This is a genomic window from Pseudomonas koreensis (assembly GCF_012986595.1).
GTDB classification, from domain to species: domain Bacteria; phylum Pseudomonadota; class Gammaproteobacteria; order Pseudomonadales; family Pseudomonadaceae; genus Aquipseudomonas; species Aquipseudomonas koreensis.
In genome coordinates this window covers 129,357-156,007 of record NZ_JAAQYM010000009.1, presented here as the reverse complement: position 1 = coordinate 156,007, position 26,651 = coordinate 129,357, and the positions used below count along the sequence as shown (strand labels likewise).

The window sequence follows — 26,651 nt, the reverse complement described above, 5'->3', positions numbered from 1 at the left end:
GCCAAATGACCACGACTAACCGTTAACGGAACGGCGGCTCGTCGAAGCTGCGCAGTTTGCGCGAGTGCAGCGAGTTGAGTTCGGTGCGCAGCAGATCCACCGCCTCGATGCCGATCTTCAAGTGCTGGCTGACCGCGCGCTCGTAGAACGCGTTGGCCGAACCCGGCAGCTTGATTTCACTGTGTAGCGGTTTGTCCGAGACACACAGCAACGTGCCATACGGCACCCGCAGGCGATAACCCTGGGCGGCGATGGTGCCGCTTTCCATGTCCACGGCCACGGCGCGGGACAGGTTGATCAGCGGACGTTCCTGGGCCCAGCGCAGCTCCCAGTTGCGGTCGTCGTAGGTCAGCACGGTGCCGGTGCGCAGGCGCTTTTTCAGCTCTTCGCCCTGCTCGCCGGTGATGTTGGCCGCCGCTTGTTGCAGCGCCAGCTGCACTTCGGCCAGTGCCGGGATCGGAATGTTCGGCGGCACCACGCGATCAAGAATCCCGTCGCGACGCATGTAGGCGTGGGCCAACACGTAGTCGCCGATGGTCTGCGACTGACGCAGCCCGCCGCAGTGGCCGATCATCAGCCAGCAATGTGGACGCAGCACCGCCAGGTGGTCGGTGATGTTCTTGGCGTTGGACGGGCCGACGCCGATGTTGACCAGGGTCACGCCATGGCCATCGTTGGCGATCAGGTGATAGGCCGGCATCTGGTAGCGGTGCCAGACCACGCCAGCGGCAATTGCCGAAGCTTCGCCGTGGTCCATGCCCTTCTCGATGATCACGTTGCCCGGCAGGACCATGCGCACGAAACGCGGGTCGTTGCGCAGTTGTTCCAGGCCATGGACGATGAACTGGTCGACGTAGCGGTGATAGTTGGTCAGCAGAATCCACGGCTGCACATGGCGCCAGTCGCTGCCGGTGTAGTGCACCAGTCGGCGCAGGGAGAAATCGACCCGCGCGGCGTCGAACAGCGCCAGCGGCAGCGGATCGGTGTTTTCCCAGTCATAGAGACCGTCGGCGATGCCATCGGTGGCGGCGGACAGGTCGGTACTCGGGAACACCCGCGCCAGCACCGCAGCGGTGACGCCGGAGCCGGCCAGTTCATCGCCCTGCTCGACCACGTACGGGTACGGAATATTCTGCTGGCTGACGCCGACTTCCACGGTCACGGTGAAGTCGTGCATCAACGGCACCAGTTGTTCCAGCAGGTATTTGCGGAACGCCTTGGGGTGGGTGACGGTGACGCTGTAGGTGCCCGGCAGTTGCACCTTGGCGTAGGCGCGGGTGGTCTGCGGGACTTCGCCCTGACAGTGGTAGGTCAGACGCAGTTCGGGATAACGAAACAGAGCACGCTGCTCGGCGTCAGGCTCGACGCGATCCTTGAGGTAACGCTTGAGCGCCGAGTTCAGCGCAGTGGTGGCCCGCTCGTGCAGCTCGGCCAGACGGTCCACGGCTTGTTCGGCGGTTTGAACGACAATAAACGCTTCGGTCACGATCAGCTTCCTGTGTTCTGACTTGCAGAGCTTCATCTTGCCTGCATCGTGGTCTCACGGGAACAGTGGCATGTTGGCAACCGCACAATATATGGGTCACCTAGATCCCTGCAGGATCTGCCGAAGGCTGCGATCTTTTGATCTTGCTGTTTATAAGATCAAAAGATCGCAGCCCTCGGCAGCTCCTACAGGGGATTTGTGTAGGGTCAGAAGTCTTGTGGGGTTGCGCGGGCGACGATGGCTTCAACATCCAGCCCACGCGGCAACGCGCCGTAGACTCGACCGCCGCCGCTCAGCCGGCTGGCAATAAACGCATCGCTGACCGCCGAATTCCCCGCCTCCAGCAACAGCTTGGCCTGCAGCCCCAGCGCAATATCCTCGGTCAACTGCCGCGCACGGTACTGAATATCGCTGGTGTCCTTGAACTGCGCCTGCAACTGCTGGATATGCGCGGCCAGGCGCTTGTCGCCATGACCGTCCCCCAACTCGCTGAACAGCACATCGAGCACACCCGGTTCCTTCGACAGTGCCCGCAACACGTCCAGGCACTGCACGTTGCCCGAGCCTTCCCATGTCGAGTTGACCGGAGCCTCGCGATACAGGCGCGGCAGGATGCTCTCCTCGACGTACCCGGCACCGCCCATGCATTCGGCGGCTTCGTTGATCATCGCCGGCGCACGCTTGCAGATCCAGTATTTGCCCACCGCCGTCACCAGCCGGGCGAATTGTGCTTCGTGGCGGTCGTCGAGATGATCCAGCGCCTGGCCCATGCGCAGGCTCAGGGCCAGCGCGGCTTCGCTTTCCAGGGCCAGATCGGCCAGCACGTTCTGCATCAACGGTTGCTCGCTGAGCAGTTTGCCGCCGACCTTGCGGTGCGCGCAGTGGTGGCTGGCCTGGGTCAGCGCCTGACGCATCAATGCGCTGGAGCCGACCATGCAATCGAAACGGGTCATCGCCACCATCTCGATGATGGTCGGCACGCCACGCCCCTCTTCGCCGACCATCCACGCCAGGGCGCCACGGAATTCCACTTCGCTGGAGGCGTTGGACTGGTTGCCGAGTTTGTTTTTCAGGCGCTGGATGTAGAACTGATTGCGCGTGTCGTCCGGACGATGGCGCGGCAGCAGGAAGCAGGTCAGGCCTTTGTCGGTCTGCGCCAGCGTCAGGAACGCATCGCACATCGGCGCCGAGCAGAACCACTTGTGCCCGACCAGTTCATACGCCTGGCCCGGACCACTGGCACCCACCGGATACGCCTTGGTGGTGTTGGCCCGCACATCGGTGCCGCCCTGTTTCTCGGTCATCGCCATGCCGATGGTCACGCCGGCCTTGTGCGCCATGCCGACGTTGCGCGGGTCATATTCGGTGGCGAGGATTTTCGGCAGCCACTGCTCGGCCAGATCCGGCTGCAAGCGCAGCGCCGGCACGCTGGCGAAGGTCATGGTCAACGGGCAACCGCTGCCGGCCTCGGCCTGGCTGTGCAGGTAGCTCATCGAGGCGCGGGCGACATGCGCGCCGTGCTGCGGATGGGTCCAGGGCGACGAGGTCAGGCCATGTTCAATCGCGGTGCGCATCAGTTCGTGATAGGCCGGATGAAACTCCACCAGATCGATGCGATGGCCGTAGCGGTCATGGCTGACGAACACCGGTTTGTTCTGGTTGGCGAGGAACCCCGCTTCCATCAGCGGCCCGCCCGCCAGCGCACCGTAGGCATCGATCCGCGACTCGGCCCAACCGGCGCCAAAACGGCGCGACCACTCCTGCAGCGGCAGGTCGATGCGGTACAGGTTGGCGCCGTCCAGCGACGGTGGCTGGTTGGTGACTTCGTGGGTTTCGGCGAACTGATGCAGGTTCATGACGGGGCTCCTTTGGTCAGCCAAGGGATTCAGTTAAGCACTGGCCCGTGGCTGATCAAAGTGTCATATACGCCGAACTGCCGGCGCTTTCACCCTGTTACGCGCTGAGCACCCGACGCTCCAGCGCCGTTTGCAGGTCTTCGAATTTCACCGGTTTGTTCAGGTAATCAATGCGTGTGCCGGGCGCACAATGTTCGCGATCCGCGCCCTGGGCCAGCATGAATACCGGCACATTGGCACAGCCCGGCAAGGCGTGGATCTGGCAGCACAGCGAAGCGCCTTCATGGCTGGGCAACTGGCAGTCGATCAGCACCGCGTCAACGGTTTCCCGTTGCAGGCAATCGAGTGCCGCCGCGCCGTTGTCCGCCGTGCGCACACGGAAACCGAGCTTGAGCAGCATGCCGCGCATCACCAGTTGATTGACGCTGTTGTCATCCACCAGCAACACCGTGCAGTCCTGCGGTGCGCGGCTGCGCTCCTGTAGCGGGGCTGGGCTCGGCGCGGCTTCGACCGCCGGCAGTTCGAATTCGACATCCAACTGAAAACGGCTGCCGCGCCCCGGTTCGGAGCGATGGGTGAGCTTGCCGCCGAGCAGCTCGACCAGTTGCCGACAGATCGCCAGCCCCACGCCCAGCCCGCCGTATTCGCGGGTCATCGAGCCGTCGAGCTGGAAGAAGCGCTGATACATCGTCGCTTCGCCCAGATCGGTGAAACCGATGCCGGTGTCGATCACTGCAAACGACAGCGCCAAGCGGTTGTCCGCCGCCGGTTTGCCGGTTACCCGCAGCGCCAGGCCACCCACCCGGGTGAACTTGATCGCGTTGTCCAGCAGGCACTCCAGGCATTGCGCCAGTTTGGCGCTGTCGCCGTGCAAACGGTCCGGCAGGGTCGGCAGCACCTCGACCTTGAAGTCCAGCGACTTGCTCGCCGCGTTGCCGTCGAACTGCACGCGCAAGGCCTCGACCACCGCGCGCAGGCTGAAGCTGCCCGGCGTCGCCTTGAGCTTGCCGGCCTGCAATTCGGTGAGGGTGAGGATGCCATTGACCATGCGCATCATGTCCCGGGCGGAACCGGCGGCGGTTTGCTGATATTGCTCCAGCTCAGGTTCCAGCTCGACGGTCTGCATCAACTCCAGCGAACCGATCACCCCGTTCATCGGCGTGCGCAATTCGTGAGTCAGGGTCGCGAGGAATTCGTCCTTGAGCTTGTTGCTGTGGGCCAGTTGCTGGTTGAGCACTTCGAGTTTCTGCCCGGCGTCGAACAGGGTCTGTGCCTGCTGCTCGCGCATCGCGTTGATGCGGTCGGCCAGCGCCAGCGACAGCAGCGCCACTTCAATCGCCGAACCGATCTGGCTGGCGTACATGGTCAGGAACACGTTCGGCAGCAGGCCGAGCACCATCAGCGTATTGACGATGCCGCCGAGCAAGAACGCCGACCAGGCAATGATGAAATAACGCGCCACCCGCAGGCCGCGCCACCAGGCGAGGATCCCGGCGGCGAAGATCACCACGGTGAAGGTCAGCGCCAGTACGGTCGCCAAGCGCAGCGACAACGCGTAACTGGTCATCAACGACAAGCCCACCACCAGCGCGCCGAAGGCGATCAGCGCAATCAGCAAGCGGTCGAGCCAGCGGCTGTGGGTTTTGGTCTGCAGGAAACTGCGGGCGAACTGGCTGCCGAACAGCCCGGCGCAACCGATGAAAAACGGTGTGGCGGCGTTGGCCCACCACGGATTGTCCGGCCAGAAATACTGCACCGCCGCGCCGTTTACCGACAGTTGATAGAGGCCGAACGAAGCGATGTAGAAGATGTAATAGAGGTAGCTGGTGTCGCGCACGCTCAGGTAGATGAACAGGTTGTAGACCAGCATCCCCAGCAGCACGCCATAAATGATCCCCAGCACATACAGGCGCACCGGCTGGTCTTCGAGGTACGCGGTGCTCGACCACAACGTCACCGGCGCCTGGATCGAGCCTTCGCTGGCCAGCCGCAAGTACAGGGTCTGCTGCTGGTCGGGGGTGAAGCTCAGGTCGAACAGGTAGTTGTTCTGACGGATTTCGCGACTGGCAAACGGCAAGGCGTCACCGGTCTGCCGGATCAGGCGATAGTCGCCGTTGGCATCCGCCCTATACAGATCAAGATGATCGAGCGGCGGGTACGCCAGCTCCAGCAGCCAGGTGCGCTGCGCGGCCGGATTGTTCGGACGGTAATGCAGGTCGATCTTCAGCCAGAACGCCGAGCGCGAGTAACCGGCATTGAGCGTGGCTTTATCGTGGGGTTTGAAATTGCCCGCCGCCGCTTGGGCGCGGACGTCGGCGATGCTCGCCTGACCACTCGGGTCTTCGAACACTTGCAGGGAGCGGCCCAGGGGAAGGCTCTGGGTATTTTCGTCGAACTCGACGGCGCTTGCGAGGAGGGGCAAGCAGAACAGCAACATCAGCAAATAGCGCATTGAAGCCCCAGCGTGGCTCGTCCGGTTGTGTCAGGAAGCCCCCCATTCCCTTTGAGTAGACGTAAAACCGGTATTACCTGTTATTGGTTTGGATCCAGACTAGCATAGCCGTTGATGGCCATTGAGCACCATCGAAATTTTTCCTACAAAGGCTCTAGAACGGGCGTTTCAGAGCAAAGCAGCGGACTAGAGCTGTTGAGTTGGTCAGCTTAATCATTGTGATCCGCTTTTGTGGCGAGGGCGCTTGCTCCCTCGCCACAATGGTAGCTGCAGTGTTGTCCGACAATCTGCTCGCAAACACCGTCAGGACTGAACCCGAAAATCAGGTTTGGTGGTAAGCTCGCGCACCATGAATATCTACAGCTCCCGCCCCGTTGTCCTCTGTCTCTCCGGCCACGACCCCAGTGGTGGCGCCGGCTTGCAGGCAGATATCGAAGCCCTGCTCGCGCAGGGTTGCCATGCGGCTCCGGCCGTCACCGCCCTGACGGTGCAAGACACCGTCAACGTCACTGACTTCCGCGTCCTCGACCGTGAGTGGGTACTGGCCCAGGCCAATGCCGTGCTCAACGACTCCGAAGTCGCTGCGGTCAAACTGGGCATGCTCGGTTCGCTGGAAATGGTCGACACCGTGGTCGAACTGCTTTCGGCGCACCCGCACCTGCCAGTAGTCTGCGACCCGGTGCTGCGCGCCGGTGGCGGCGGACGCCTGGGCAAGGACGAAGTCGGCTATGCGATGCGCGAGCGTCTGCTGCCGCTGTCGATCATTGCCACGCCCAACCTGCCCGAGGCGCGGATCCTCGCCGAACTGCCGGAAGGCACCGCAGACGAGTGCGCTGAAAAACTCCTGCCGTTCGTCAAAAACCTGCTGATCACCGGCGGTCATGGCGACGAAACTGAAATCCACAATCGCCTGTACAGCCGTGACGGCCTGCGTGAAACCTTCTATTGCCAGCGTTTGCCAGGCAGCTATCACGGTTCCGGCTGCACCCTGGCCAGCGCCCTCGCCGGTCGTCTGGCCCAGGGTGAAAACCTCGCCAGCGCCGTACGCACGGCACTGGATTACACCTGGCGTACCCTGCGCGATGCCGAACAACTGGGCAAAGGCCAGTTCGTCCCGCGTCGCCTGCCGCTGGATTTTTGCTCGTAACGTCGTGAGGTCTGCCTGATGAAACTACGTGGCCTGTATGCCATCACCGACAGCGAACTGCTGGCGGGCAAGTTTCTGTCGTACGTGGAGGCGGCGCTGGAAGGCGGCGTCACCCTGCTGCAATACCGCGACAAAAGCAGCGACGAGGCCCGCCGCCTGCGCGAGGCCGAAGCACTGCGCGACCTGTGCGAGCGCTACAAGACCCAGTTGATCATCAACGATGACGCCGAACTGGCCGCACGCCTGAATGTCGGCGTGCACCTGGGTCAGACCGACGGCCCGCTGTCACCGACCCGCGCCCTGCTCGGTTCCAAGGCGATCATCGGTTCGACCTGCCACGCGCAACTCGAACTGGCCGAACAAGCCGCCAAAGAAGGCGCGAGCTATGTCGCCTTCGGCCGCTTCTTCAATTCCAACACCAAACCCGGCGCGCCAAGCTGCAGCCTCGATCTGCTCGACGAGGCCAAACGCAAGCTGCATCTGCCGGTCTGCGCGATTGGCGGCATCACCCTCGACAACGCCGCGCCGCTGGTGGCCCATGGCGTCGACCTGCTGGCCGTGGTCCACGGTTTGTTCGGTGCCCAGAGCACCGCCGAAGTGACCCGCCGCGCCCGCGCCTTCAACGAACTTCTGAAAATCTGATTTGAGAGCCCGATCATGTCTCGTTCCGAAACGCTGTTTGCCAATGCCCAGAAACACATTCCCGGAGGCGTGAACTCGCCGGTTCGCGCGTTCAAGAGCGTGGGCGGCACGCCGCTGTTCTTCAAGCACGCCGAAGGCGCCTACGTCACTGACGAAGATGACAAGCGTTATGTCGATTACGTGGGCTCGTGGGGGCCGATGATCCTCGGCCACAGCCACCCGGAAGTGCTCGACGCGGTGCGCAATCAACTGCAACACGGCCTGTCCTACGGCGCGCCGACCGCGATGGAAACCGAGATGGCCGATCTGGTCTGCTCGCTGGTGCCGTCGATGGACATGGTGCGCATGGTCAGCTCCGGCACCGAAGCGACCATGAGCGCAATCCGTCTGGCCCGTGGTTACACCGGTCGCGACAGCATCATCAAATTCGAAGGCTGCTACCACGGTCACTCTGACAGCCTGCTGGTCAAGGCCGGCTCCGGCGCACTGACCCAAGGCGTACCGAGCTCCGCCGGTGTGCCGGCGGCATTCGCCAAACACACCCTGACCCTGCCGTTCAACGACATCAACGCGGTTGAGCAGATGCTCGCCGAAGTTGGCCAGGACGTGGCGTGCATCATCGTTGAACCGGTGGCCGGCAACATGAACTGCGTGCCGCCAGCGCCGGGTTTCCTCGAAGGCCTGCGTTCGCTGTGCGACAAGCATGGTGTGGTGCTGATTTTCGACGAAGTGATGACCGGTTTCCGCGTTGCCCTCGGCGGTGCCCAGGCCTACTACGGTGTGACTCCGGACCTGACCACCTTCGGCAAGATCATCGGCGGCGGCATGCCGGTCGGCTGCTTCGGCGGCAAGCGTGAAATCATGCAGCGCATCGCGCCGCTGGGTCCGGTGTATCAGGCCGGCACGCTGTCGGGTAACCCGCTGGCGATGGCCGCCGGCTTGACCACCCTGCGCCTGATCAGCCGTCCGGGTTTCCACGCCGAACTGACCGACTACACCACGCGCCTGCTCGACGGCCTGCAACAACGCGCCGATGCGGCGGGCATCCCGTTCGTGACCACGCAGGCGGGTGGCATGTTCGGTCTGTACTTCAGCGGCGCCGACGACATCGTCACCTTTGAAGATGTGATGGCCAGCGACGCGGCACTGTTCGGTCGCTTCTTCCACCTGATGCTGGAAGGCGGCGTGTACCTGGCGCCAAGCGCATTCGAAGCCGGTTTCACCTCGATCGCCCACGGCGACGCCGAGCTGAAAATCACCCTGGACGCTGCCGAGCGCGCCTTCGCTGCACTGAAGTAATGGCCGTACCGCTGACGTTGGCCATTGCCAGCGTCAGCTTTCACCTACACCCACGCCATTTTCCCCACACCTCTGCTACAAATCCGCCAGAAAGTGGGCGATATATTCCCCGCGCAGCAGAAAAACGAGTAAAGACTTTGTAAGGTTGGCCCTGCTTATTTCATAATGCGCGCTTATTGGATCCCTCGATGGGTCCGCGTGCCCTTCAGAGGTAAGTCGATTCCCATGAACCGCACCGGCCGCACCCTTGCCTTGGGCTGCCTGTTGCTCCTTCAGCCCCTGCTCGCGCATGCACAAGCAGGCGGCAACTCGTTGTTGATCCCGGCGATGGGTCGTTGCACCCTCAATACTCAGCCGCAAGACGTCACGCAGGCGCTGGCTGCCTGCCAGAAAGCGGCGGACGAAGGGGATGCGCAAGCGCAATACGAGTTGGGTGAGTTCTACTACGACGGCAAGAATGCGCCACGCGACCTCAATCAAGCCCTGAGCTACTTCGAAAAGGCCTCGTTGCAAGGCCACGCTCAGGCGCAGTTCAAGCTCGGCACCATGTTCTTCCACGGTGAAGGCGTGCAGGCCAACAACATTCAGGCGTATATCGTGCTGAAGATGGCTGCGGTCAACGGCGCCGAAGATGCCCTGGACACGGCCGACGAAGTCTCCGAAAAAATGTCCCGCGAAGACCTCGAAACCGCAACCCAGGTGCTCGGGCAAATTTTCCGTAAATACCTGATGGAACTGCAGAGCGCCGACGGGCGTACGCCGTTTTCGCCGCTTCCCTGAACGTCAGCAGAATGAGTCTGTGGTGATTACTCATCGTGGCGAGGGGATTTATCCCCGATCGGCTGCGCAGCAGTCGCAAATCCATTCAGCGCGGTAATTCAGGAAAATCAAAGTTGCAGGTGAGGGGCCGCTTCGCAGCCCATCGGGGATAAATCCCCTCGCCACAAGAGCCCCTCACTCAATCAGTTTTACTTCTCAGGCATCGGCATCGGGAACGGCATCACATTGCCAACCGCGCCACGGGCTTCGCTGATTTTCGGGGTGCCCAGACGTTCCACTTCGTCGATGCGCACGATCGAATGCATCGGCACAAAGCTGCGCACCACGCCTTCGAACTGCGCCTTGAGCTTCTCTTCGCTCGGATCGACGACCACTTGCGTGCGCTCGCCAAAGACGAACTCTTCCACTTCCAGAAAGCCCCACAGATCACTTTGATAGATCTGCTTGGCGTACATTTCGAACACCTGGCCCTGGTTGAGGAAAATCACCTTATAGATTGGAGCTTCGCGTTTGGTCATGGCGGGGGGATAACATCGGGGATAAAAATGAGGGCGCAAACTATAGCATAGCCACCGGACGCGCAGCGGTAGGAACCTGAGGGCTTGTTCCCTATAATGCGCGGTTCTTTGAATCACGTGACGACCCTACTCCATGGCCAAGAAGCTTTACATCGAAACCCACGGTTGCCAGATGAACGAGTACGACAGCTCGCGCATGGTCGATCTGCTGGGCGAACATCAGGCCCTGGAAGTCACCGCGCGCGCGGAAGACGCCGACGTGATTCTGCTCAACACCTGCTCGATCCGCGAGCGCGCCCAGGACCGGGTGTACTCGCAGCTCGGCCGCTGGCGCGAACTGAAACTGGCCAACCCGGACATGGTGATCGCCGTCGGCGGTTGCGTGGCCAGCCAGGAAGGCGCGGCGATCCGTGATCGCGCACCGTACGTCGACGTGGTGTTCGGCCCGCAGACCTTGCACCGCCTGCCGGAAATGATCGACGCTGCGCGCAGCAGCAAGCTGCCGCAAGTCGACGTCTCGTTCCCGGAAATCGAAAAATTCGACCACCTGCCCGAGCCGCGCATCGATGGCCCGAGCGCTTACGTGTCGGTGATGGAAGGCTGCAGCAAATACTGCACGTTCTGCGTGGTGCCCTACACCCGTGGCGAAGAAGTCAGCCGGCCGTTCGACGACGTGATCGCCGAAATCATCCACCTCGCCGAAAACGGCGTGCGTGAAGTGACCCTGCTGGGGCAGAACGTCAACGGCTATCGCGGCACCACCCACGACGGTCGCCTGGCCGATCTGGCGGAGCTGATTCGCGTGGTGGCCGCCGTCGACGGCATCGACCGCATCCGCTACACCACCTCGCACCCGCTGGAGTTTTCCGACAGCCTGATCCAGGCCCACGCCGAAGTGCCGGAGCTGGTGAAACACCTGCACTTGCCGGTGCAGTCGGGTTCCGATCGAATTCTCGCGGCAATGAAGCGCAACCACACGGCGCTGGAGTACAAGTCCAAGCTGCGCAAACTGCGCGCCGCCGTACCGGGCATCTGCATCAGCTCGGACTTCATCGTCGGCTTCCCGGGCGAGACCGAGAAAGACTTCGAACAGACGATGAAACTGATTGCCGATGTCGGCTTCGACTTCTCCTATTCGTTCGTCTATAGCCAGCGCCCGGGCACCCCGGCGGCCGATCTGGCCGATGACACCCCGGAAGAACTGAAGAAAGAACGCCTGAATGCCTTGCAGCACCGTCTGAATCAACAAGGGTTCGAGATCAGCCGACAAATGGTCGGTTCGATCCAGCGCATTCTGGTCACCGACTACTCGAAGAAAGACCCGGGCGAGCTGCAAGGGCGTACCGAGAATAATCGTATCGTCAACTTCCGCTGCGACAATCCGACCCTGATCGGCCAGTTCGCCGACGTGCACATCGACGCGGCGCAACCGCATTCGCTGCGTGGCTCTTTAATTCAGTAACGCCAGTCGCAGATATTTTGTGGCGAGGGAGCTTGCTCCCGCTCGGTTGCGAAGCAGCCGCAAACCAGACACCCCGATCATCCTGAATGATCGAGGCTGGAGGATTTGGGAGCGCTTCGCACTCCAGCGGGAGCAAGCTCCCTCGCCACCGTTATCCACTGAGACTGTTTTAAGAGCTTTCGCACCCACGCCACTGGCGTTATCCTTGATTTCATCTTAATTGCCCCAGGGCGGCTAAATACGACCTTGAACGCACCCATAGAACCACATCGTTTTATCCTCGAGCCCTTTGAGGCTCGCCGCTTCGCCAATCTGTGCGGGCAATTCGACGAGCATCTGCGCTTGATCGAACAGCGCCTCGCCATCGAGATCCGCAACCGCGGAAACCAGTTCGAACTGATCGGCGATCCCAAGCACACCACGTCTGCGGAAAACCTGCTGCGCCGCCTGTACCGGGAAACCAAGGGTACCGAGCTGTCGCCAGACCTGGTGCACCTGTTCCTCCAGGAATCGGCCGTGGTCGAGCTGGACAATCACGCCCCGGCCGAAGCGTCCGTCGCCCTGCGCACCAAGAAAGGCATGATTCGCCCACGCGGCCTGAATCAGCTGCGCTACGTGAAGGAAATCCTTGGCAACGACATCAACTTCGGCATTGGTCCGGCCGGTACCGGCAAGACCTATCTGGCCGTGGCGTGTGCCGTCGATGCCCTGGAGCGCGAGCAGATCCGCCGCATCCTGCTGGTGCGTCCGGCGGTAGAAGCGGGTGAAAAACTCGGCTTCCTGCCCGGCGACCTCGCCCAGAAGATCGACCCGTACCTGCGCCCGCTCTACGACGCACTCTACGAGATGCTCGGCTTCGAATACGTGGCCAAGCTGATCGAGCGCCAGGTGATCGAAGTCGCGCCACTGGCCTACATGCGCGGTCGTACGCTGAACAACAGCTTCATCATTCTCGACGAAAGCCAGAACACCACTGTCGAGCAGATGAAGATGTTCCTGACCCGGATCGGCTTCGGCTCCACTGCGGTCATCACCGGCGACATCACCCAGGTCGACCTGCCGCGCGGCACCAAGTCCGGCCTGCATCATGTGATCGAAGTGCTCAAGGACGTTCCGGGCATCAGCTTCACCCACTTCCAGCCCAAAGACGTCGTGCGCCACCCATTGGTGCAGCGGATTGTCGAAGCCTACGAGCGCTTCGAAAGTCGTGCCGATGCCCCCAAGGAACCTTCGCGCGATGCTTGAGCTGGACCTGCAAATCGCCACTGAAGCGAACGCACCGAGCGAAGCCGAGTTCCGTCAATGGTGCGAACTGGCCCTGCGCCAGCGCACCGCCGATTCGGAAATGACCATTCGTCTGGTTGACGAGGAAGAAGGGCGTGAGCTGAATCACACCTGGCGCCACAAGGATTACGCGACCAACGTCCTGTCGTTCCCGGCCGAAGTGCCCGACGAGTTTCTCGACATCCCGCTGCTCGGCGATCTGGTGATCTGCGTCGCCGTGGTCGAGCGCGAAGCCGTCGAGCAGGGCAAGGAACTTAAAGCACACTGGGCACATCTGGTCATTCACGGCTGCTTGCATCTACTCGGTTACGACCATATAGATGACGACGAAGCCGAAGAAATGGAAGCACTGGAACGCGAGTTGCTTGCCGAATTGGGCTATCCCGATCCGTACGCGGACGACGAAACCGAAACATCCCCTATCGTTACAACAAAGGATTCAGAGTAATCGCTATGAGCGAAGATCGATCGAGCAACGGGCAGAAGTCATGGCTGGGTAAACTGACCCAGGCTTTTGCCCACGAGCCGAAGAACCGTCAGGAGCTGCTTGAGCTGCTGCGTGATGCACATCAGAACAAACTGCTGGACAGCGAAGCGCTGGCCATCGTCGAAGGCGCCATTCAAGTGGCAGACCTGCAAGTACGCGACATCATGGTCCCGCGCTCGCAAATGGTCAGCATCAAGGCGAACCAGACACCTCGCGAATTCCTCCCGGCCGTGGTCGATTCGGCCCACTCGCGCTACCCGGTCATTGGCGAAAGCCACGACGACGTGATGGGCGTCCTGCTGGCCAAGGACCTGCTGCCGCTGATCCTCAAGGAGAACGGCGACAGCTTCAACATCAAGGATCTGCTGCGCCCGGCCACGTTCGTGCCGGAGTCCAAGCGCCTGAACGTGTTGCTGCGTGAATTCCGTGCCAACCACAACCACATGGCCATCGTCATCGACGAATACGGCGGCGTGGCCGGTCTGGTGACGATTGAAGACGTGCTGGAGCAGATCGTCGGCGACATCGAAGACGAGCACGACGTCGAAGAAGACAGTTACATCAAGCCGCTGCCCAGCGGTGACTTCCTGATCAAGGCACTGACGCCGATCGAGAACTTCAACGAGTTCTTCGACAGCGAGTTCTCCGACGACGAGTTCGACACCGTCGGCGGTCTGGTGATGAGCGCGTTCGGGCACTTGCCAAAACGTAACGAAATCACTGAAATCGGCGCCTATCGTTTCCGCATCCTGAACGCCGACAGCCGTCGGATTCATTTGCTGCGACTCACGCCAATCGCTCGGTAATCATTAAGGATAGAAATGCGCTGGACAACCCGCCCCGGCTGGCCCGGTAACCTGCTGGCCGTGGCGGCCGGTGCAATCACTACCTTCGCGCTGGCCCCGTTCAACATCTGGCCGCTGGCCTTGCTGGCGGTCGGTCTGTTCTATGCCGGCCTGCGTGAGCTAAAACCGCGTCAGGCGCTGGGACGTGGCTGGTGCTTCGGTTTCGGCCTGTTCGGCGCCGGCACCAGTTGGATCTATTACAGCATCCACCATTTCGGCGGCGCCTCGGTGCTGCTGGCCGGGTTCCTGATGCTGCTGTTTACCGCAGCGATCGCGTTTTTCTTCGCCCTGCCCGCATGGGTCTGGGCGCGCTGGTTGCGCCGCAACGAAGCTCCGCTGGCCGACGCGCTGGCGTTTGCCGCGTTGTGGGTCGGTCAGGAGGCCTTTCGCGGGTGGTTCCTCACCGGGTTCCCGTGGCTCTACTCCGGTTACAGCCAACTCGACGGCCCGTTGTCCGGGCTCGCACCGGTCGGCGGCATGTGGCTAGTGTCTTTCGTTCTCGCGTTGACAGCGGCACTGATCTACAACGCACCGCGCCTGCTGCAGACCGGTCGCAAAGGTTTTATCGCCGCCGGCCTGCTGTTGCTGGTCGGGCCGTGGGTCGCCGGCATTGCCCTCAAGGGTCACGCCTGGACCAGCCCATCCGGCCCCGCGCTGAGCGTTGCCGCGGTTCAGGGCAACGTCGAACAAAGCATGAAGTGGGACCCGGCGCAGCTCAACGCGCAACTGGCGCTGTACCGCGACCTGAGCTTCCGCTCCAAGCGGGTGGACCTGCTGATTTGGCCGGAAACCGCGGTGCCGGTGCTCAAGGAGTCCGCCGAGGGCTACCTGAACATGATGGGCAACTTCGCCGCCGAGCGTAAATCGGCGCTGATCACCGGTGTGCCGATTCGCGAAATGGTCCGCCATGAAAGACGCTTCTTCAATGGCATCACTGTCGTCGGCGAAGGCGATGGCACCTACCTCAAGCAGAAACTGGTGCCGTTCGGTGAGTACGTGCCGTTGCAGGATCTGCTGCGCGGTTTGATCGCGTTCTTTGACTTGCCGATGTCCGACTTCGCTCGCGGCCCGGCGGATCAACCGTTGCTGCAGGCCAAGGGTTATCAGATTGCGCCGTTCATCTGCTACGAAGTGGTGTACCCGGAATTCGCCGCCGGCCTGTCGGCACGTAGCGATCTGTTGCTGACGATCAGCAACGACACGTGGTTCGGCACCTCGATCGGACCGCTGCAACACTTGCAGATGGCGCAGATGCGCGCACTTGAAGCCGGGCGCTGGATGATCCGCGCCACCAACAACGGCGTGACCGGATTGATCAACCCGTACGGGCAGATCACCGAGCAGATCCCTCAGTTCGAGCAGGGCATCCTGTATGGCGAAGTGGTGCCGATGCACAACCTGACGCCGTACCTGCAATGGCGCTCGTGGCCGCTGATCATCGTGTGCGTGTTGCTGTTTGGCTGGGCGCTGATGGCGAGCCGGATGTCGAAAACCCTTTAAAAGCAAAGATCGCAGCCTGCGGCAACTCCTACAGGGAAAACACAAATCCCCATGTAGGAGCTGCCGCAGGCTGCGATCTTTTGATCTTCAGCGGTAAAAAAGCGAATACCCCACCTGCCCCACCGCCTCATTCAACAGTTGCCCGCTCTGCCAGATCGACTTGAACTCCGGCAGCCAGCCACCAAACGGTCGCGCATTGTCAGTGCCGAGAAACCCTACGGGCGCCGGCACCACTTCGAATCCTGCCTGCTCGAAACACCACACCGCTCGGGGCATGTGCCAGGCCTGCGTGACCACCACGACGCGTTTGATGCCTTGAGGCAACAAGATGTCGGCGCTGAACTTGGCGTTCTCCCACGTGGTGCGGCTTTCGCCTTCCTGCCAACGCGTGGTCACGCCGAAATCATCGCGCAGCGAATCGGCCATCAGCTTCGCCTCGGTCGGCGGCGTGCCGTAGTGCAAGCCGCCACTGGTGAGGATCGGCAACCCCGAGGCCTTGGCCAGCCGCGCGGCATAGCGCTGACGCTCCAGCCCCACACCGGTCGGCTGATCCTCGCCCCAGGCCAGATCACCGCGCTCACGCCCCGAGCCCAGCACCACGATGGCATCGGCCCGTTGCGCCAGCGCCGTCCACGCATCAAGGGGCAGCGGCGGTTCGCGCTCAAGCGCTTTGGCGCCCCATTGCACGACCACCGGCAGGCTCATCAGCCAGAACCCGCCCAAACCGAGGGCAAAGCAAAGGCCGGCCAGCCGCGGCCGGGAGCGGCGCAGCCACCAGGCGACCAGCAACAGCAGCAAAAGAATGCCGGGCGGCAATAGAAGTTGTTTGATGAAGTAACGAAAAGGCATCGGGGCATCTCCAGAGATGCCCGAAGCCTAAGAGTGTTAATAAAGCGTTACAACCGATAGGTAGGATCCCTGTGAAAAAGATCCGTTTTTTGACCTGCCATGCGCTTACTTGGCCTGCACAGAACGAACCTTGACGGTGTCTCTGCCGGGCGCCTTGTCCTTGAGCCAGATGACCTTGGCTGAATGTGTTGCATCGAGCTGTTTCACTGCCTGCGACAGGTATCCATGCGTTTCACGCTCACTGCGATCCAGATAGGCCTTGACCAGTTTGAACTCGGCGGGGCTCAAGCCACGCAATTCCAGTTCCAGGGGGCGCTCATCGCGCAGCCGGCCAGCGGTTTTTGCAGCGTCCAGAGCCATGCCCAGACGATCCATCAACCGTTCGTACAACTCGGGTTTCGTCACGTTTTTTTGCCGTTGCTCCACCATCCCTCACCTCATTGAAGATAAGACTCACTCCCCAATTAGAGCTTAGCTTCGCTGCACAAACCGGCTGCACGCCGCGACCAACGGCCCTCGCCACGTTTTTTACCGGCCAAACTGCTGTAATCAGGGTTTCCCTAGGCCAAGCGCGGTCATGTATGCTACGGCGCTTCCTGTAATTCCACTTCCAGCTTGTCCGGAGCACCCCCGGATGGCGCGTTGAAGAGGATTAGGCCACCCCTATCCAGTACAAAAGTAGCCATGCACGAACAATATCAGCCCCGTGAAATCGAAGCCGCCGCCCAGTCGTTCTGGGACGAGCAAAAGTCCTTTGAAGTCAGTGAACAGCCAGGCAAGGAGACCTACTACTGCCTGTCGATGTTCCCTTACCCCAGCGGCAAGCTACACATGGGGCACGTGCGCAACTACACCATCGGCGACGTGATCTCCCGCTACCAGCGCATGCAAGGCAAGAACGTTCTGCAACCCATGGGTTGGGACGCCTTCGGCATGCCGGCGGAAAACGCCGCGATGAAGAACAACGTGGCGCCCGCCAAGTGGACCTACGAAAACATCGCCTACATGAAGTCCCAGTTGCGCAGCCTGGGCCTGGCGGTGGACTGGTCCCGTGAAGTGACCACCTGCAAGCCGGACTACTACCGCTGGGAACAATGGCTGTTCACTCGCCTGTTCGAAAAAGGCGTGATCTACCGCAAGAACGGCACCGTGAACTGGGACCCGGTCGACCAGACCGTACTGGCCAACGAACAGGTGATCGACGGTCGCGGCTGGCGTTCCGGCGCGCTGATCGAAAAGCGCGAAATCCCGATGTACTACTTCAAGATCACCGCTTACGCGGATGAGCTGCTGGAGAGCCTCGACGAACTGACGGGCTGGCCGGAACAGGTCAAGACCATGCAGCGCAACTGGATCGGCAAATCCCGCGGCATGGAAGTGCAGTTCCCGTACAACGTCGACTCGATCGGCGAAGCAGGCACCCTCAAGGTCTTCACCACCCGTCCTGACACCCTGATGGGCGCGACTTACGTCGCCGTGGCCGCCGAGCACCCGCTGGCAACCCAGGCCGCGCAGAACAATCCTGAGCTGCAAGCGTTCATCGCTGAATGCAAGGGCGGCAGCGTGGCCGAAGCCGACGTTGCCACTCAAGAGAAGAAAGGCCTGCCGACCGGCCTGTTCGTCGAGCACCCGCTGACCGGTGAAAAACTGCCGGTGTGGGTCGCCAACTACGTGTTGATGCACTACGGCGACGGCGCAGTAATGGCTGTGCCGGCTCACGACGAGCGCGATTTCGAGTTCGCCCACAAGTACAACCTGCCGGTCAAATCGGTGGTGCGCACCAGTTCCGGTGACACCAACCCGGCCCCGTGGCAGGACGCCTACGGCGAGCACGGCACGCTGATCAACTCCGGCGAATTCGACGGTCTGGACTTCACCAGCGCGTTCGACGCCATCGAAGTCGCCCTGATCAAGAAAAACCTCGGTGCCTCGCGCACCCAGTTCCGCCTGCGCGACTGGGGCATCAGCCGTCAGCGCTACTGGGGCTGCCCGATCCCGATCATTCACTGCGCCACTTGCGGTGATGTCCCGGTTCCGGAAGACCAGTTGCCAGTGGTGCTGCCGGAAGACGTGGTGCCGGACGGCGCCGGTTCGCCGCTGGCGCGCATGCCGGAATTCTACGAGTGCAGCTGCCCCAAATGCGGCCAGCCTGCCAAGCGTGAAACCGACACCATGGACACCTTCGTCGAGTCCTCGTGGTACTACGCCCGTTACGCCTCGCCGCACTTCGAAGGCGGTCTGGTGGAAAAATCCGCGGCCGACCACTGGCTGCCGGTGGATCAATACATCGGCGGTATCGAGCACGCGATTCTCCACCTGCTGTACGCGCGCTTCTTCCACAAGCTGATGCGCGACGAAGGCCTGGTGAGCTCCAACGAGCCGTTCAAGAACCTGCTGACCCAGGGCATGGTGATCGCCGAAACCTATTATCGTCGTGAAGCCAATGGTGCCTACACCTGGTTCAACCCGGCGGACGTGGAACTGGAGCGTGACAGCAAGGCCAAGGTCATCAGCGCCAAACTGAAATCCGACGGCTTGCCGGTGGAAATCGGTGGCACCGAAAAAATGGCCAAATCGAAGAACAACGGCGTCGACCCACAGTCGATGATCGATCAGTTCGGTGCTGACACCTGCCGTCTGTTCATGATGTTCGCCTCGCCGCCTGACATGAGCGCCGAATGGTCCGACTCCGGCGTTGAAGGCTCGCACCGTTTCCTCAAGCGCGTCTGGCGTCTGGCGCAGGCCCACGTGACCCAGGGCCTGCCGGGCAAACTGGACATCACCGGCCTGAACGACGAGCAGAAAGCCGTTCGCCGCGCGATCCACCTGGCCATCAAGCAAGCCAGCCACGACGTCGGCCAGAACCACAAATTCAACACCGCCATCGCTCAGGTGATGACGCTGATGAACGTGCTGGAGAAAGCCGCGCAAGCCACCGAACAGGACCGCGCGCTGATTCACGAAGGCCTGGAAGCCGTCACGCTGTTGCTGGCTCCAATCACGCCGCACATCAGCCATGAGTTGTGGAAGCAACTGGGCCATGCCGACGCCGTGATCGATGCCGGCTGGCCTGCATTGGATGAAAGCGCCCTGGTACAAGACAGCCTGCAACTGGTCATTCAAGTGAACGGCAAGCTGCGTGGCCAGATCGACATGCCGGCCAGCGCAACGCGCGAAGAAGTCGAAGCGGCTGCCCGCGCCAACGAAAACGTCCTGCGTTTCGTCGACGGCCTGACCATTCGCAAAGTCATCGTCGTGCCAGGCAAACTGGTCAACATCGTCGCCAGCTAAATTGGATTGAGCGTCAGGCCTGCCTGGCGCTCTGTAAAACCTTTCGGGCCGCAGGGTCGGCCCACATGGTTTCAAGGGGAGCAACACAATGATCAAACGCAATCTGCTGGTGATGGGCCTCGCCGTTCTGCTGAGCGCCTGCGGTTTCCAGCTGCGTGGCACCGGCACCAACGAACTGGCGATCAAGGAGCTCGACCTGAGCGCCCGTAACGCCTATGGCCCGACCGTGACTCAACTGCGCCAGGTGCTCGAGTCCAGCGGCGTCAAGGTCTACAACGGCGCGCAGTACAAGCTGTACCTGGCTGACGAACAGGAAAACCAGCGCATTCTCAGCTACGCCGGCGCCGGTCGTACGGGTGAGTACCAAGTGACCACCGTGCTGAACTACGACATCGTTGGCGAACACAATCTGAACCTGCTGAGCGACAAGCTTGAAGTGCAGAAGGTGTTCATCCACGACGGCAACAACCTCGTCGGTTCCGACCAGGAAGCGAACGACGCCCGCAACGAAACCCGTCGCGAGCTGGTTCAGCGCATGATGCTGCGCCTGCAACAGCTGACCCCGACTCAACTGCAGCAGTTGCAGCAAGCGGCCAACGACCGTGCCCGGGCTGAAGCCGATGCGTTGAAGGCGGCACAGAAGGCTGAAGCGGAAACCCCGCGCCAGTCGCCGCTCGAACTGCCGCAGCAGTAAGACGTACGGGGCGCTAAGGCGCCCCGTTCGCCCTCTCTTATGAAGCTCGCTCCCGCTCAACTCGGCAAACACCTGCAAGGCGCGCTTGCGCCCGTCTATATCATCAGTGGCGATGATCCGCTGTTGTGCCAGGAAGCCGCCGACGCCATCCGCAGTGCTGCCCGCCAGCAAGGTTTCGACGAACGCCAGGTGTTCGCCGCCGACGCCAATTTCGATTGGGGCACGTTGCTGCAGGCCGGTGCCAGCATGTCGTTGTTCGCCGAAAAGCGCCTGCTGGAATTGCGCTTGCCTTCGGGCAAGCCCGGTGACAAGGGCGCTGCCGCGCTCATCGAATACTGCTCGCGCCCTGCCGAAGACACGGTGCTGCTGATCAGCCTGCCCAAGCTCGATGGCAGTGCGCAGAAGACCAAGTGGGGCAAGGCGCTGGTCGAAGGTCAACAGACCCAGTTCATCCAGATCTGGCCGGTGGATGCCAATCAGCTACCGAGCTGGATTCGCCAGCGTCTGTCGCAGGCCGGTTTGTCTGCCAGTCAGGACGCGGTCGAACTGATTGCCGCGCGCGTCGAGGGCAACCTGCTCGCCGCCGCGCAGGAAATCGAAAAGCTCAAGCTGATGGCCGAAGGTGGGCAGATCACCCTCGAAACCGTGCAGGCCGCGGTGGCCGACAGCGCCCGTTTTGACGTATTCGGCCTGACCGATGCCGTGCTCAACGGCGAACCGGCCCACGCACTGCGCATGCTCGAAGGGCTGCGCGGTGAAGGCGTCGAACCACCGGTGATTCTCTGGGCGCTGGCGCGGGAGTTGCGCCTGCTGGCCAATATCTCGCTGCAGTACAGCCAGGGCACGCCACTGGACAAGTGCTTCAGTCAGGCGAAACCGCCGGTCTGGGACAAGCGCAAACCGCTGATGAGCAAAGCCCTGCAACGCTACTCGGCGCCACGCTGGGCGCAGTTGTTGCTCGAAGCCCAGCGCATCGACGCACAGATCAAGGGCCAGGCCGCCGGTTCGCCGTGGATGAGCCTGAGCCGACTGGCGCTGTTGATGGCTGGGCAGCGTCTGACTCTTCCCGCCGAATAAAAGCAAAAGATCGCAGCCTTCGGCAGCTCCTACACTAATCCCTGTAGGAGCTGCGGCACGCTGCGATCTTTTGATCTTGTTTTCCTACAAAAACACCTGCATTCGCCCTATAGACAGACGCCAGACATCGGCAGATTATTTGCCGCGCAAAACCCACTCACTCAAGAGAACCCTCATGAGCAAAAAGCCATCGAAACATGGCCCGAACAAGGCCAAATCCATCATCGCCCAACCCCTGTTCCGCAGCCGCCAGGAACGACCAACCAAGGGTAAAGGCAGCTACCGCCGCGAAGCCTTCCAGTCTAATAGCTGGGAGGCTTCTTACTTTCTGGCTGCCTGAAGCACAGCACCCCCCGGTCATGTTAAGGTCTGCACCTGATTCGTATCCCCTGGAACTGTGCATGCCCTTGAGTCTTTCCCGTCGTTGGCCCGTTCGCCAACTGATCGCTGCCTCCAGCTTCATTCTGCTTGTCGCCTGCGCAGAAAAACCGACCGCCGCCGATGCGCAACCGTTACAGACCGTACCCGCTGTCACGGCCCCCGCGGTCATCCCGCCGGTAGTGCTGTCCGGTGACAATCTCGATATTCAACCGACCCAGACCTTTGCCGAATGGCAGGCAGGTTTCCGCAAGGACGCCCTCGCCGCCGGGATTCGTGCGGATGTCTTCGACCGCGCCTTCGCCAATGTCAGTTTCGACGACAGCGTGATCCGCGCCGACCGCAGCCAGCCGGAGTTCTCCCGCCCGGTCTGGGAATACCTCGACGGCGCGCTGTCGCCGCTGCGAGTACGCAAGGGTCAGGCGTTGATCAGTCAGTATGCCGACGTCCTGCAGAGCATCGAGCAGCGTTATGGCGTGGATCGCCAGGCACTCGTCTCGGTGTGGGGCATGGAAAGCAATTTCGGCCAGTTCCAGGGCACCAAGTCTGTTATCAACTCGCTGGCGACCCTGGCTTACGAAGGCCGTCGCCCGGGGTTTGCCCATGCGCAACTGATCGCCGCGCTGCAGATCCTGCAGCAGGGCGATATCACACCGGAGAAGATGCTCGGCTCGTGGGCCGGTGCGATGGGCCAGACCCAGTTCATTCCGACCACCTACAACACCCACGCCGTGGATTTTGACGGTGACGGTCGCCGCGACATCTGGGGCAGCCCGGCCGATGCGCTGGCCTCCACCGCGCACTACCTGCAAAGCTCCGGCTGGCAGCGCGGTCAGCCGTGGGGCTTCGAAGTGCAACTGCCGAGCGGCTTCAACTACACCCTGGCCGATGGCGCGATTCGCAAGACCGTTGCCGAATGGCGTCAACTGGGTGTGATCCTGCCCAATGGCGGTCAGGCCCCAGCCGGTGCGGAACAACTGTCCGCCGCCCTGCTGCTGCCGGCCGGTTACCGTGGCCCGGCGTTCCTGATCCTCGACAACTTCCGGGCGATCCTCAAGTACAACAACTCCTCGTCCTACGCACTGGCGGTCAGTCTGTTGTCCGAGCGTTTCAAAGGCGCTGGCCTGATCAACGGCACATGGCCGAAAGACGACCTGCCACTGAGCCGCACCGAGCGCATCGAATTGCAGACCCTGCTGAGCGCACGTAATTACGATGCAGGCACGGCTGACGGAATCATCGGCGCCAACACGCGTAAAGCGATTCGCAGCGCCCAGCAGGCGTTTGGCTGGCCGGCGGACGGGTATCCGACGCATAAGCTGCTTGAGAGCCTGCGGACTCAATAAAGCCAGATCAAAAGATCGCAGCCTGCGGCAGCTCCTACATCGGAATGCGTTCCTGTAGGAGCTGCCGCAGGCTGCGATCTTTTGCTTTATCGGGTCACCACATCCTGCTCGAGCATCAACTCCTTCTTCCCCGCATCCAGTCGAACCAGCGCGCCCATCGGCAGCGTCAGGTTCGGATCGCAATGCCCGCTCCGCCACCCCGACAGCACTGGAATTCGCAACGGTTCGAAAGTCTGCTTGAGCAAGCGGTTCAACGCCTCGACATCGACTCCGGCGACATCACCAACCAGCACCCCACGTAACCTTGCGAGTTTGCCGGCCAGACGCATCTGCGTGAGCAAGCGATCGATCCTGTACAGCGGCTCGTTGACGTCCTCGATCAAGAGGATCACACCCTCGACGTCGATCTCGTAAGGCGTCCCCAGCGTCGAGGCAATCATCGCCAGATTGCCGCCCAGCAGCCGCCCATGGGCAATGCCGGGCTCGACTGTGGTCAACGGATAAGCCACCGGATGGCTCAGCACACTGCCCGCCTTCAATTGACCGCGCAGCATGGCGAAGAAGGAGGTAACGGTCGGCGGCTCCTTGTCACCCAACAGGTCGGCATTGAGCAACGGACCGTGGAAGGTGACGAACCCGGCGTAGCGGCTGATCGCCAGATGCAGCGCGGTGATGTCGCTGTAGCCGACAAACGGCTTGGCGTGGCGGCTCAGCAGATCGAAGTCGATCCGGTCCAGCAGGCGCGGCGTGCCGTAGCCACCGCGCAGACAGATGATCGCGTCAACTTCAGGGTCGGCGAACGCGGCATGCAGGTCATTGAGGCGTACGTCATCGCTGCCGGCCAGGTAGCCGTCCTTTTCGTAGACACCGGGAAACACCCGCAACCGGTAACCCCGGGCGCGCATCCACTGCACGGCTTTTTCGGTGTCCAGCGCACCGGGCCCGGCAGGGGCGATCACGCCAATCAGCCCTTCGGATGGCAGTGCCGGTACAGGTTTGTGGGCAACGAGGGTGTGAGTCGGTCGAACGGTCATCCATGGGTCTCCCTGCGAAAAGTCATGGGCACACAGTAGTCAGGAACAGAGATAAACAAAAGAGGCACTGTGGCCCAGTGACTTGTGGCGAGGGAGCTTGCTCCCGCTGGAGTACGCAGCAGTCCCGAAGATATTGGGGGGCGCTTCGCAACCCAGCGGGAGCGAGCTGCCTCGCCACAAGGTTCAGTGCTCAACACCCCCAAACAAAAATACCCGCCGAAGCGGGTATTTTGTGAAGCATTCAGCGCTGAATCAGGAACCGAGCAGTTCGGCCTTGACCAGTTTCGCCTGCTCGTCGGCGTGGTACGACGAACGTACCAGCGGGCCGGAAGCAACGTTCTTGAAGCCCATCTTGTAACCTTCCTCGGCGAACCAGGCGAAGGTGTCCGGGTGCACGAAACGCTGCACCGGCAAGTGGCTGCGGGACGGTTGCAGGTACTGGCCCAGCGTCAGCATGTCGATGTCGTGTTCGCGCATGCGCTTCATGACTTCGATGACTTCCTCGTCCGTCTCGCCCAGGCCCAGCATCAGGCCGGATTTGGTCGGAATGTGCGGCATCATCTGCTTGAAGCGCTGCAGCAGGGTCAGCGACCACTGGTAGTCCGAACCCGGACGCGCGGCCTTATACAGGCGCGGCACGGTTTCCAGGTTGTGGTTGAACACATCCGGCGGCTCGGCGGCAGTGATTTCCAGGGCGATGTCCATGCGGCCACGGTAGTCCGGGACCAGGGTTTCCAGCTGCACGTTCGGCGACAGCTTGCGGATTTCGCGGATGCAGTCGGCAAAGTGCTGGGCACCGCCGTCGCGCAGGTCGTCGCGGTCAACCGAGGTGATCACCACGTACTTGAGCTTCAGGTCGGCAATGGCAATCGCCAGGCTTTCCGGTTCGTTGACGTCCAGTGGCTTCGGACGACCGTGGCCAACGTCGCAGAACGGGCAGCGACGGGTGCAGATGTCGCCCATGATCATGAAGGTCGCGGTGCCACCGGAGAAGCACTCGCCCAGGTTCGGGCAGGACGCTTCTTCGCAGACGCTGTGCAGCTTGTGCTTGCGCAGCAGGCTCTTGATCCGGTCGACTTCCGGCGAAACCGGGATGCGTACACGAATCCAGTCAGGCTTCTTCGGCAACTCGGTGGTCGGAATGATCTTTACCGGGATGCGTGCAACCTTCTCGGCGCCGCGCAGCTTGACGCCGGCTTCAACCTTGGGACGCGGGGCCGGGCGCTCGGTCACGTCGAGCGTCGGGATCATGGTTTGCACTGCATCAGTAGTCATATCAGTCGATTCCGCCCGTCAGGGTCGTCTGCTCAGCATAGTCGAGGTGTTTGACGAGCTGCGCACGCAGCCGGGCACTTACCTCGGCAAATTCAATCGATCCTGCGTGATCGCTCAGCTGGGTCATCGCCAGCCCGGCATAGCCGCAGGGATTAATCCGTCGAAACGGCTCCAGGTTCATATCCACGTTCAGGGCCAGGCCATGAAAGGAACAACCGTGGCGAATCCGCAAACCCAGAGAAGCGATTTTCGCTCCGTCGACGTAGACGCCGGGAGCATCCGGCTTGGCTGCAGCGGTTACGCCGTAGCTGGCCAGCAGTTCGATCAGGCACTGTTCCATGCGCGTGACCAGATCACGTACGCCGAAACCCAGTTTGCGCACATCCAGCAAGAGATAGGCGACCAACTGGCCGGGGCCATGATAAGTCACCTGCCCGCCGCGATCGACCTGTACCACCGGGATATCTCCCGGCAGCAACAGGTGTTCGGCCTTGCCGGCCTGGCCCTGGGTGAACACTGGAGGGTGCTCGACGAGCCAGATTTCGTCGGCGGCATCACTGCCGCGTTCGTTGGTGAAGCGTTGCATGGCATGCCAGACCGGCTCGTAAGCCATCTGGCCCAGCTCGCGAAAGCCCAGCGTGCCCGGCATCACAACACCATGTGTACGAAGCCGGTCGCCCGCAGTTCGCTGTTGATGTTGTACAGCTGGTCCTGATCGGTCGCGACGATGTGCAATTGAATAGTGGTGTATTTGCCGTTGCTGCTCGAACGCTCGTCGATGCGCTCATCATTGATGGTCGCGTGTTTCAGGACGATCTCGATGATCTTGTCCTTGTTGCCAACACCCGTATCGCTGATCACCTTAATCGGATAATCAGTCTGCGGGAATTCGATCTTTGGCGCCTTTACTTCAGTATCGGTCATGGCGTAACGGCCTCTTGAGCGCAAG

Annotated in this window: 24 protein-coding genes; 14 read left to right on the top strand and 10 right to left on the bottom strand. The window is 61.6% G+C overall.

The window, feature by feature from the left end:
- Nucleotides 1–22: 22 nt before the first annotated feature.
- From amn to HBN98_RS26195, 3 genes are all read right to left on the bottom strand, one after another.
- The gene (amn, locus tag HBN98_RS26205) at nucleotides 23–1,522 is read right to left on the bottom strand and encodes an AMP nucleosidase (protein ID WP_162276295.1); all 1,500 of its coding nucleotides are present in this window, start codon (nucleotides 1,520–1,522) and stop codon (nucleotides 23–25) included.
- A 170-nt stretch (nucleotides 1,523–1,692) separates the two neighbouring features.
- Complete coding sequence (locus tag HBN98_RS26200; protein WP_064589365.1) at nucleotides 1,693–3,342, bottom strand: acyl-CoA dehydrogenase family protein; 1,650 nt, start codon at nucleotides 3,340–3,342, stop codon at nucleotides 1,693–1,695.
- Between the two features lie 97 nt (nucleotides 3,343–3,439).
- The gene (locus HBN98_RS26195) at nucleotides 3,440–5,794 is read right to left on the bottom strand and encodes a hybrid sensor histidine kinase/response regulator (protein ID WP_083367828.1); all 2,355 of its coding nucleotides are present in this window, start codon (nucleotides 5,792–5,794) and stop codon (nucleotides 3,440–3,442) included.
- A gap of 349 nt (nucleotides 5,795–6,143) precedes the next feature.
- Here HBN98_RS26195 and HBN98_RS26190 point away from each other — a divergent pair, with 349 nt between their 5' ends.
- The 4 genes from HBN98_RS26190 to HBN98_RS26175 all read left to right on the top strand — a co-directional run bounded on the left by HBN98_RS26190 (nucleotide 6,144) and on the right by HBN98_RS26175 (nucleotide 9,662).
- Complete coding sequence (locus tag HBN98_RS26190) at nucleotides 6,144–6,941, top strand: hydroxymethylpyrimidine/phosphomethylpyrimidine kinase (RefSeq protein ID WP_007960553.1); 798 nt, start codon at nucleotides 6,144–6,146, stop codon at nucleotides 6,939–6,941.
- Between the two features lie 18 nt (nucleotides 6,942–6,959).
- Nucleotides 6,960–7,583 carry a thiamine phosphate synthase gene (gene thiE, locus HBN98_RS26185; RefSeq protein WP_083367827.1) on the top strand — a complete coding sequence of 208 codons (624 nt, stop codon included), beginning with the start codon at nucleotides 6,960–6,962 and terminating at the stop codon, nucleotides 7,581–7,583.
- Between the two features lie 15 nt (nucleotides 7,584–7,598).
- Nucleotides 7,599–8,882, top strand: a complete 1,284-nt coding sequence (gene hemL / locus HBN98_RS26180; protein WP_083367826.1) for a glutamate-1-semialdehyde 2,1-aminomutase — start codon at nucleotides 7,599–7,601, stop codon at nucleotides 8,880–8,882.
- A 225-nt stretch (nucleotides 8,883–9,107) separates the two neighbouring features.
- Nucleotides 9,108–9,662 (top strand): tetratricopeptide repeat protein, encoded by a 555-nt coding sequence (locus tag HBN98_RS26175; RefSeq protein WP_003228518.1) that lies wholly within the window; start codon nucleotides 9,108–9,110, stop codon nucleotides 9,660–9,662.
- A 188-nt stretch (nucleotides 9,663–9,850) separates the two neighbouring features.
- On the opposite strand, the gene HBN98_RS26170 is transcribed toward HBN98_RS26175, so the two are convergent.
- The gene (locus tag HBN98_RS26170) at nucleotides 9,851–10,180 is read right to left on the bottom strand and encodes a DUF1820 family protein (RefSeq protein WP_003185742.1); all 330 of its coding nucleotides are present in this window, start codon (nucleotides 10,178–10,180) and stop codon (nucleotides 9,851–9,853) included.
- Between the two features lie 133 nt (nucleotides 10,181–10,313).
- Here HBN98_RS26170 and miaB point away from each other — a divergent pair, with 133 nt between their 5' ends.
- The 5 genes from miaB to lnt all read left to right on the top strand — a co-directional run bounded on the left by miaB (nucleotide 10,314) and on the right by lnt (nucleotide 15,758).
- A complete protein-coding gene (gene miaB / locus HBN98_RS26165; RefSeq protein WP_064589373.1) occupies nucleotides 10,314–11,642 on the top strand; it encodes a tRNA (N6-isopentenyl adenosine(37)-C2)-methylthiotransferase MiaB in 1,329 nt (442 codons plus the stop codon).
- A 246-nt stretch (nucleotides 11,643–11,888) separates the two neighbouring features.
- The gene (locus tag HBN98_RS26160; protein WP_064589375.1) at nucleotides 11,889–12,887 is read left to right on the top strand and encodes a PhoH family protein; all 999 of its coding nucleotides are present in this window, start codon (nucleotides 11,889–11,891) and stop codon (nucleotides 12,885–12,887) included.
- The gene (ybeY, locus tag HBN98_RS26155; protein ID WP_083367825.1) at nucleotides 12,880–13,374 is read left to right on the top strand and encodes an rRNA maturation RNase YbeY; all 495 of its coding nucleotides are present in this window, start codon (nucleotides 12,880–12,882) and stop codon (nucleotides 13,372–13,374) included. The genes HBN98_RS26160 and ybeY overlap by 8 nt, the downstream gene beginning before the upstream one ends.
- A gap of 5 nt (nucleotides 13,375–13,379) precedes the next feature.
- Complete coding sequence (locus tag HBN98_RS26150) at nucleotides 13,380–14,219, top strand: HlyC/CorC family transporter (protein ID WP_064589378.1); 840 nt, start codon at nucleotides 13,380–13,382, stop codon at nucleotides 14,217–14,219.
- Nucleotides 14,220–14,234: 15 nt separating this feature from the next.
- The gene (lnt, locus tag HBN98_RS26145) at nucleotides 14,235–15,758 is read left to right on the top strand and encodes an apolipoprotein N-acyltransferase (protein ID WP_083367824.1); all 1,524 of its coding nucleotides are present in this window, start codon (nucleotides 14,235–14,237) and stop codon (nucleotides 15,756–15,758) included.
- 87 nt (nucleotides 15,759–15,845) lie between these two features.
- Here the strand turns inward: lnt and HBN98_RS26140 are convergent, their stop codons facing one another.
- Together HBN98_RS26140 and HBN98_RS26135 are read right to left on the bottom strand one after the other, a co-directional pair.
- Nucleotides 15,846–16,607 (bottom strand): YdcF family protein, encoded by a 762-nt coding sequence (locus HBN98_RS26140; RefSeq protein ID WP_083367823.1) that lies wholly within the window; start codon nucleotides 16,605–16,607, stop codon nucleotides 15,846–15,848.
- A gap of 105 nt (nucleotides 16,608–16,712) precedes the next feature.
- Entirely contained in the window at nucleotides 16,713–17,036 is a 324-nt protein-coding gene (locus HBN98_RS26135) for a hypothetical protein (RefSeq protein ID WP_064589384.1), read from the bottom strand.
- Between the two features lie 255 nt (nucleotides 17,037–17,291).
- On the opposite strand from HBN98_RS26135, the gene leuS reads away from it, so the two are divergent.
- The 5 genes from leuS to HBN98_RS26110 all read left to right on the top strand — a co-directional run bounded on the left by leuS (nucleotide 17,292) and on the right by HBN98_RS26110 (nucleotide 23,393).
- Nucleotides 17,292–19,898 (top strand): leucine--tRNA ligase, encoded by a 2,607-nt coding sequence (leuS, locus tag HBN98_RS26130; protein WP_083367822.1) that lies wholly within the window; start codon nucleotides 17,292–17,294, stop codon nucleotides 19,896–19,898.
- A gap of 88 nt (nucleotides 19,899–19,986) precedes the next feature.
- The gene (locus HBN98_RS26125; protein WP_064589388.1) at nucleotides 19,987–20,592 is read left to right on the top strand and encodes an LPS-assembly lipoprotein LptE; all 606 of its coding nucleotides are present in this window, start codon (nucleotides 19,987–19,989) and stop codon (nucleotides 20,590–20,592) included.
- Nucleotides 20,593–20,631: 39 nt separating this feature from the next.
- Nucleotides 20,632–21,669, top strand: a complete 1,038-nt coding sequence (holA, locus tag HBN98_RS26120) for a DNA polymerase III subunit delta (RefSeq protein ID WP_064589391.1) — start codon at nucleotides 20,632–20,634, stop codon at nucleotides 21,667–21,669.
- Between the two features lie 175 nt (nucleotides 21,670–21,844).
- Nucleotides 21,845–22,009, top strand: a complete 165-nt coding sequence (gene arfA / locus HBN98_RS26115; protein ID WP_027612891.1) for an alternative ribosome rescue factor ArfA — start codon at nucleotides 21,845–21,847, stop codon at nucleotides 22,007–22,009.
- Nucleotides 22,010–22,070: 61 nt separating this feature from the next.
- A complete protein-coding gene (locus tag HBN98_RS26110) occupies nucleotides 22,071–23,393 on the top strand; it encodes a lytic murein transglycosylase (RefSeq protein WP_083367821.1) in 1,323 nt (440 codons plus the stop codon).
- Between the two features lie 86 nt (nucleotides 23,394–23,479).
- Here HBN98_RS26110 and HBN98_RS26105 read toward each other — a convergent pair whose 3' ends face one another.
- The 4 genes from HBN98_RS26105 to HBN98_RS26090 all read right to left on the bottom strand — a co-directional run bounded on the left by HBN98_RS26105 (nucleotide 23,480) and on the right by HBN98_RS26090 (nucleotide 26,626).
- Nucleotides 23,480–24,427, bottom strand: a complete 948-nt coding sequence (locus tag HBN98_RS26105; RefSeq protein WP_083367820.1) for a S66 peptidase family protein — start codon at nucleotides 24,425–24,427, stop codon at nucleotides 23,480–23,482.
- A gap of 252 nt (nucleotides 24,428–24,679) precedes the next feature.
- The gene (gene lipA, locus HBN98_RS26100; protein WP_160768663.1) at nucleotides 24,680–25,678 is read right to left on the bottom strand and encodes a lipoyl synthase; all 999 of its coding nucleotides are present in this window, start codon (nucleotides 25,676–25,678) and stop codon (nucleotides 24,680–24,682) included.
- 25 nt (nucleotides 25,679–25,703) lie between these two features.
- Nucleotides 25,704–26,351 (bottom strand): lipoyl(octanoyl) transferase LipB, encoded by a 648-nt coding sequence (lipB, locus tag HBN98_RS26095; protein ID WP_027612894.1) that lies wholly within the window; start codon nucleotides 26,349–26,351, stop codon nucleotides 25,704–25,706.
- Nucleotides 26,351–26,626, bottom strand: a complete 276-nt coding sequence (locus HBN98_RS26090; RefSeq protein WP_064589396.1) for a DUF493 domain-containing protein — start codon at nucleotides 26,624–26,626, stop codon at nucleotides 26,351–26,353. The genes lipB and HBN98_RS26090 overlap by 1 nt, the downstream gene beginning before the upstream one ends.
- Between the last annotated feature and the right edge of the window lie 25 nt (nucleotides 26,627–26,651).

What these genes read in the sequence shown, in the direction of transcription:
- hemL (WP_083367826.1), top strand. Translation starts at nt 7,599, where the DNA reads ATGTCTCGTTCCGAAACGCTGTTTGCCAATGCCCAGAAACACATTCCC.
- holA (WP_064589391.1), top strand. Translation starts at nt 20,632, where the DNA reads ATGAAGCTCGCTCCCGCTCAACTCGGCAAACACCTGCAAGGCGCGCTT.
- arfA (WP_027612891.1), top strand. Translation starts at nt 21,845, where the DNA reads ATGAGCAAAAAGCCATCGAAACATGGCCCGAACAAGGCCAAATCCATC.
- lipB (WP_027612894.1), bottom strand. Translation starts at nt 26,351, where the DNA reads ATGCCGGGCACGCTGGGCTTTCGCGAGCTGGGCCAGATGGCTTACGAG.
- HBN98_RS26195 (WP_083367828.1), bottom strand. Translation starts at nt 5,794, where the DNA reads ATGCGCTATTTGCTGATGTTGCTGTTCTGCTTGCCCCTCCTCGCAAGC.
- thiE (WP_083367827.1), top strand. Translation starts at nt 6,960, where the DNA reads ATGAAACTACGTGGCCTGTATGCCATCACCGACAGCGAACTGCTGGCG.
- HBN98_RS26175 (WP_003228518.1), top strand. Translation starts at nt 9,108, where the DNA reads ATGAACCGCACCGGCCGCACCCTTGCCTTGGGCTGCCTGTTGCTCCTT.
- HBN98_RS26200 (WP_064589365.1), bottom strand. Translation starts at nt 3,342, where the DNA reads ATGAACCTGCATCAGTTCGCCGAAACCCACGAAGTCACCAACCAGCCA.
- miaB (WP_064589373.1), top strand. Translation starts at nt 10,314, where the DNA reads ATGGCCAAGAAGCTTTACATCGAAACCCACGGTTGCCAGATGAACGAG.
- HBN98_RS26090 (WP_064589396.1), bottom strand. Translation starts at nt 26,626, where the DNA reads ATGACCGATACTGAAGTAAAGGCGCCAAAGATCGAATTCCCGCAGACT.
- amn (WP_162276295.1), bottom strand. Translation starts at nt 1,522, where the DNA reads ATGAAGCTCTGCAAGTCAGAACACAGGAAGCTGATCGTGACCGAAGCG.
- lnt (WP_083367824.1), top strand. Translation starts at nt 14,235, where the DNA reads ATGCGCTGGACAACCCGCCCCGGCTGGCCCGGTAACCTGCTGGCCGTG.
- HBN98_RS26110 (WP_083367821.1), top strand. Translation starts at nt 22,071, where the DNA reads ATGCCCTTGAGTCTTTCCCGTCGTTGGCCCGTTCGCCAACTGATCGCT.
- lipA (WP_160768663.1), bottom strand. Translation starts at nt 25,678, where the DNA reads ATGATCCCGACGCTCGACGTGACCGAGCGCCCGGCCCCGCGTCCCAAG.
- leuS (WP_083367822.1), top strand. Translation starts at nt 17,292, where the DNA reads ATGCACGAACAATATCAGCCCCGTGAAATCGAAGCCGCCGCCCAGTCG.
- HBN98_RS26170 (WP_003185742.1), bottom strand. Translation starts at nt 10,180, where the DNA reads ATGACCAAACGCGAAGCTCCAATCTATAAGGTGATTTTCCTCAACCAG.
- ybeY (WP_083367825.1), top strand. Translation starts at nt 12,880, where the DNA reads ATGCTTGAGCTGGACCTGCAAATCGCCACTGAAGCGAACGCACCGAGC.
- HBN98_RS26105 (WP_083367820.1), bottom strand. Translation starts at nt 24,427, where the DNA reads ATGACCGTTCGACCGACTCACACCCTCGTTGCCCACAAACCTGTACCG.
- HBN98_RS26125 (WP_064589388.1), top strand. Translation starts at nt 19,987, where the DNA reads ATGATCAAACGCAATCTGCTGGTGATGGGCCTCGCCGTTCTGCTGAGC.
- HBN98_RS26140 (WP_083367823.1), bottom strand. Translation starts at nt 16,607, where the DNA reads ATGCCTTTTCGTTACTTCATCAAACAACTTCTATTGCCGCCCGGCATT.
- HBN98_RS26150 (WP_064589378.1), top strand. Translation starts at nt 13,380, where the DNA reads ATGAGCGAAGATCGATCGAGCAACGGGCAGAAGTCATGGCTGGGTAAA.
- HBN98_RS26190 (WP_007960553.1), top strand. Translation starts at nt 6,144, where the DNA reads ATGAATATCTACAGCTCCCGCCCCGTTGTCCTCTGTCTCTCCGGCCAC.
- HBN98_RS26135 (WP_064589384.1), bottom strand. Translation starts at nt 17,036, where the DNA reads ATGGTGGAGCAACGGCAAAAAAACGTGACGAAACCCGAGTTGTACGAA.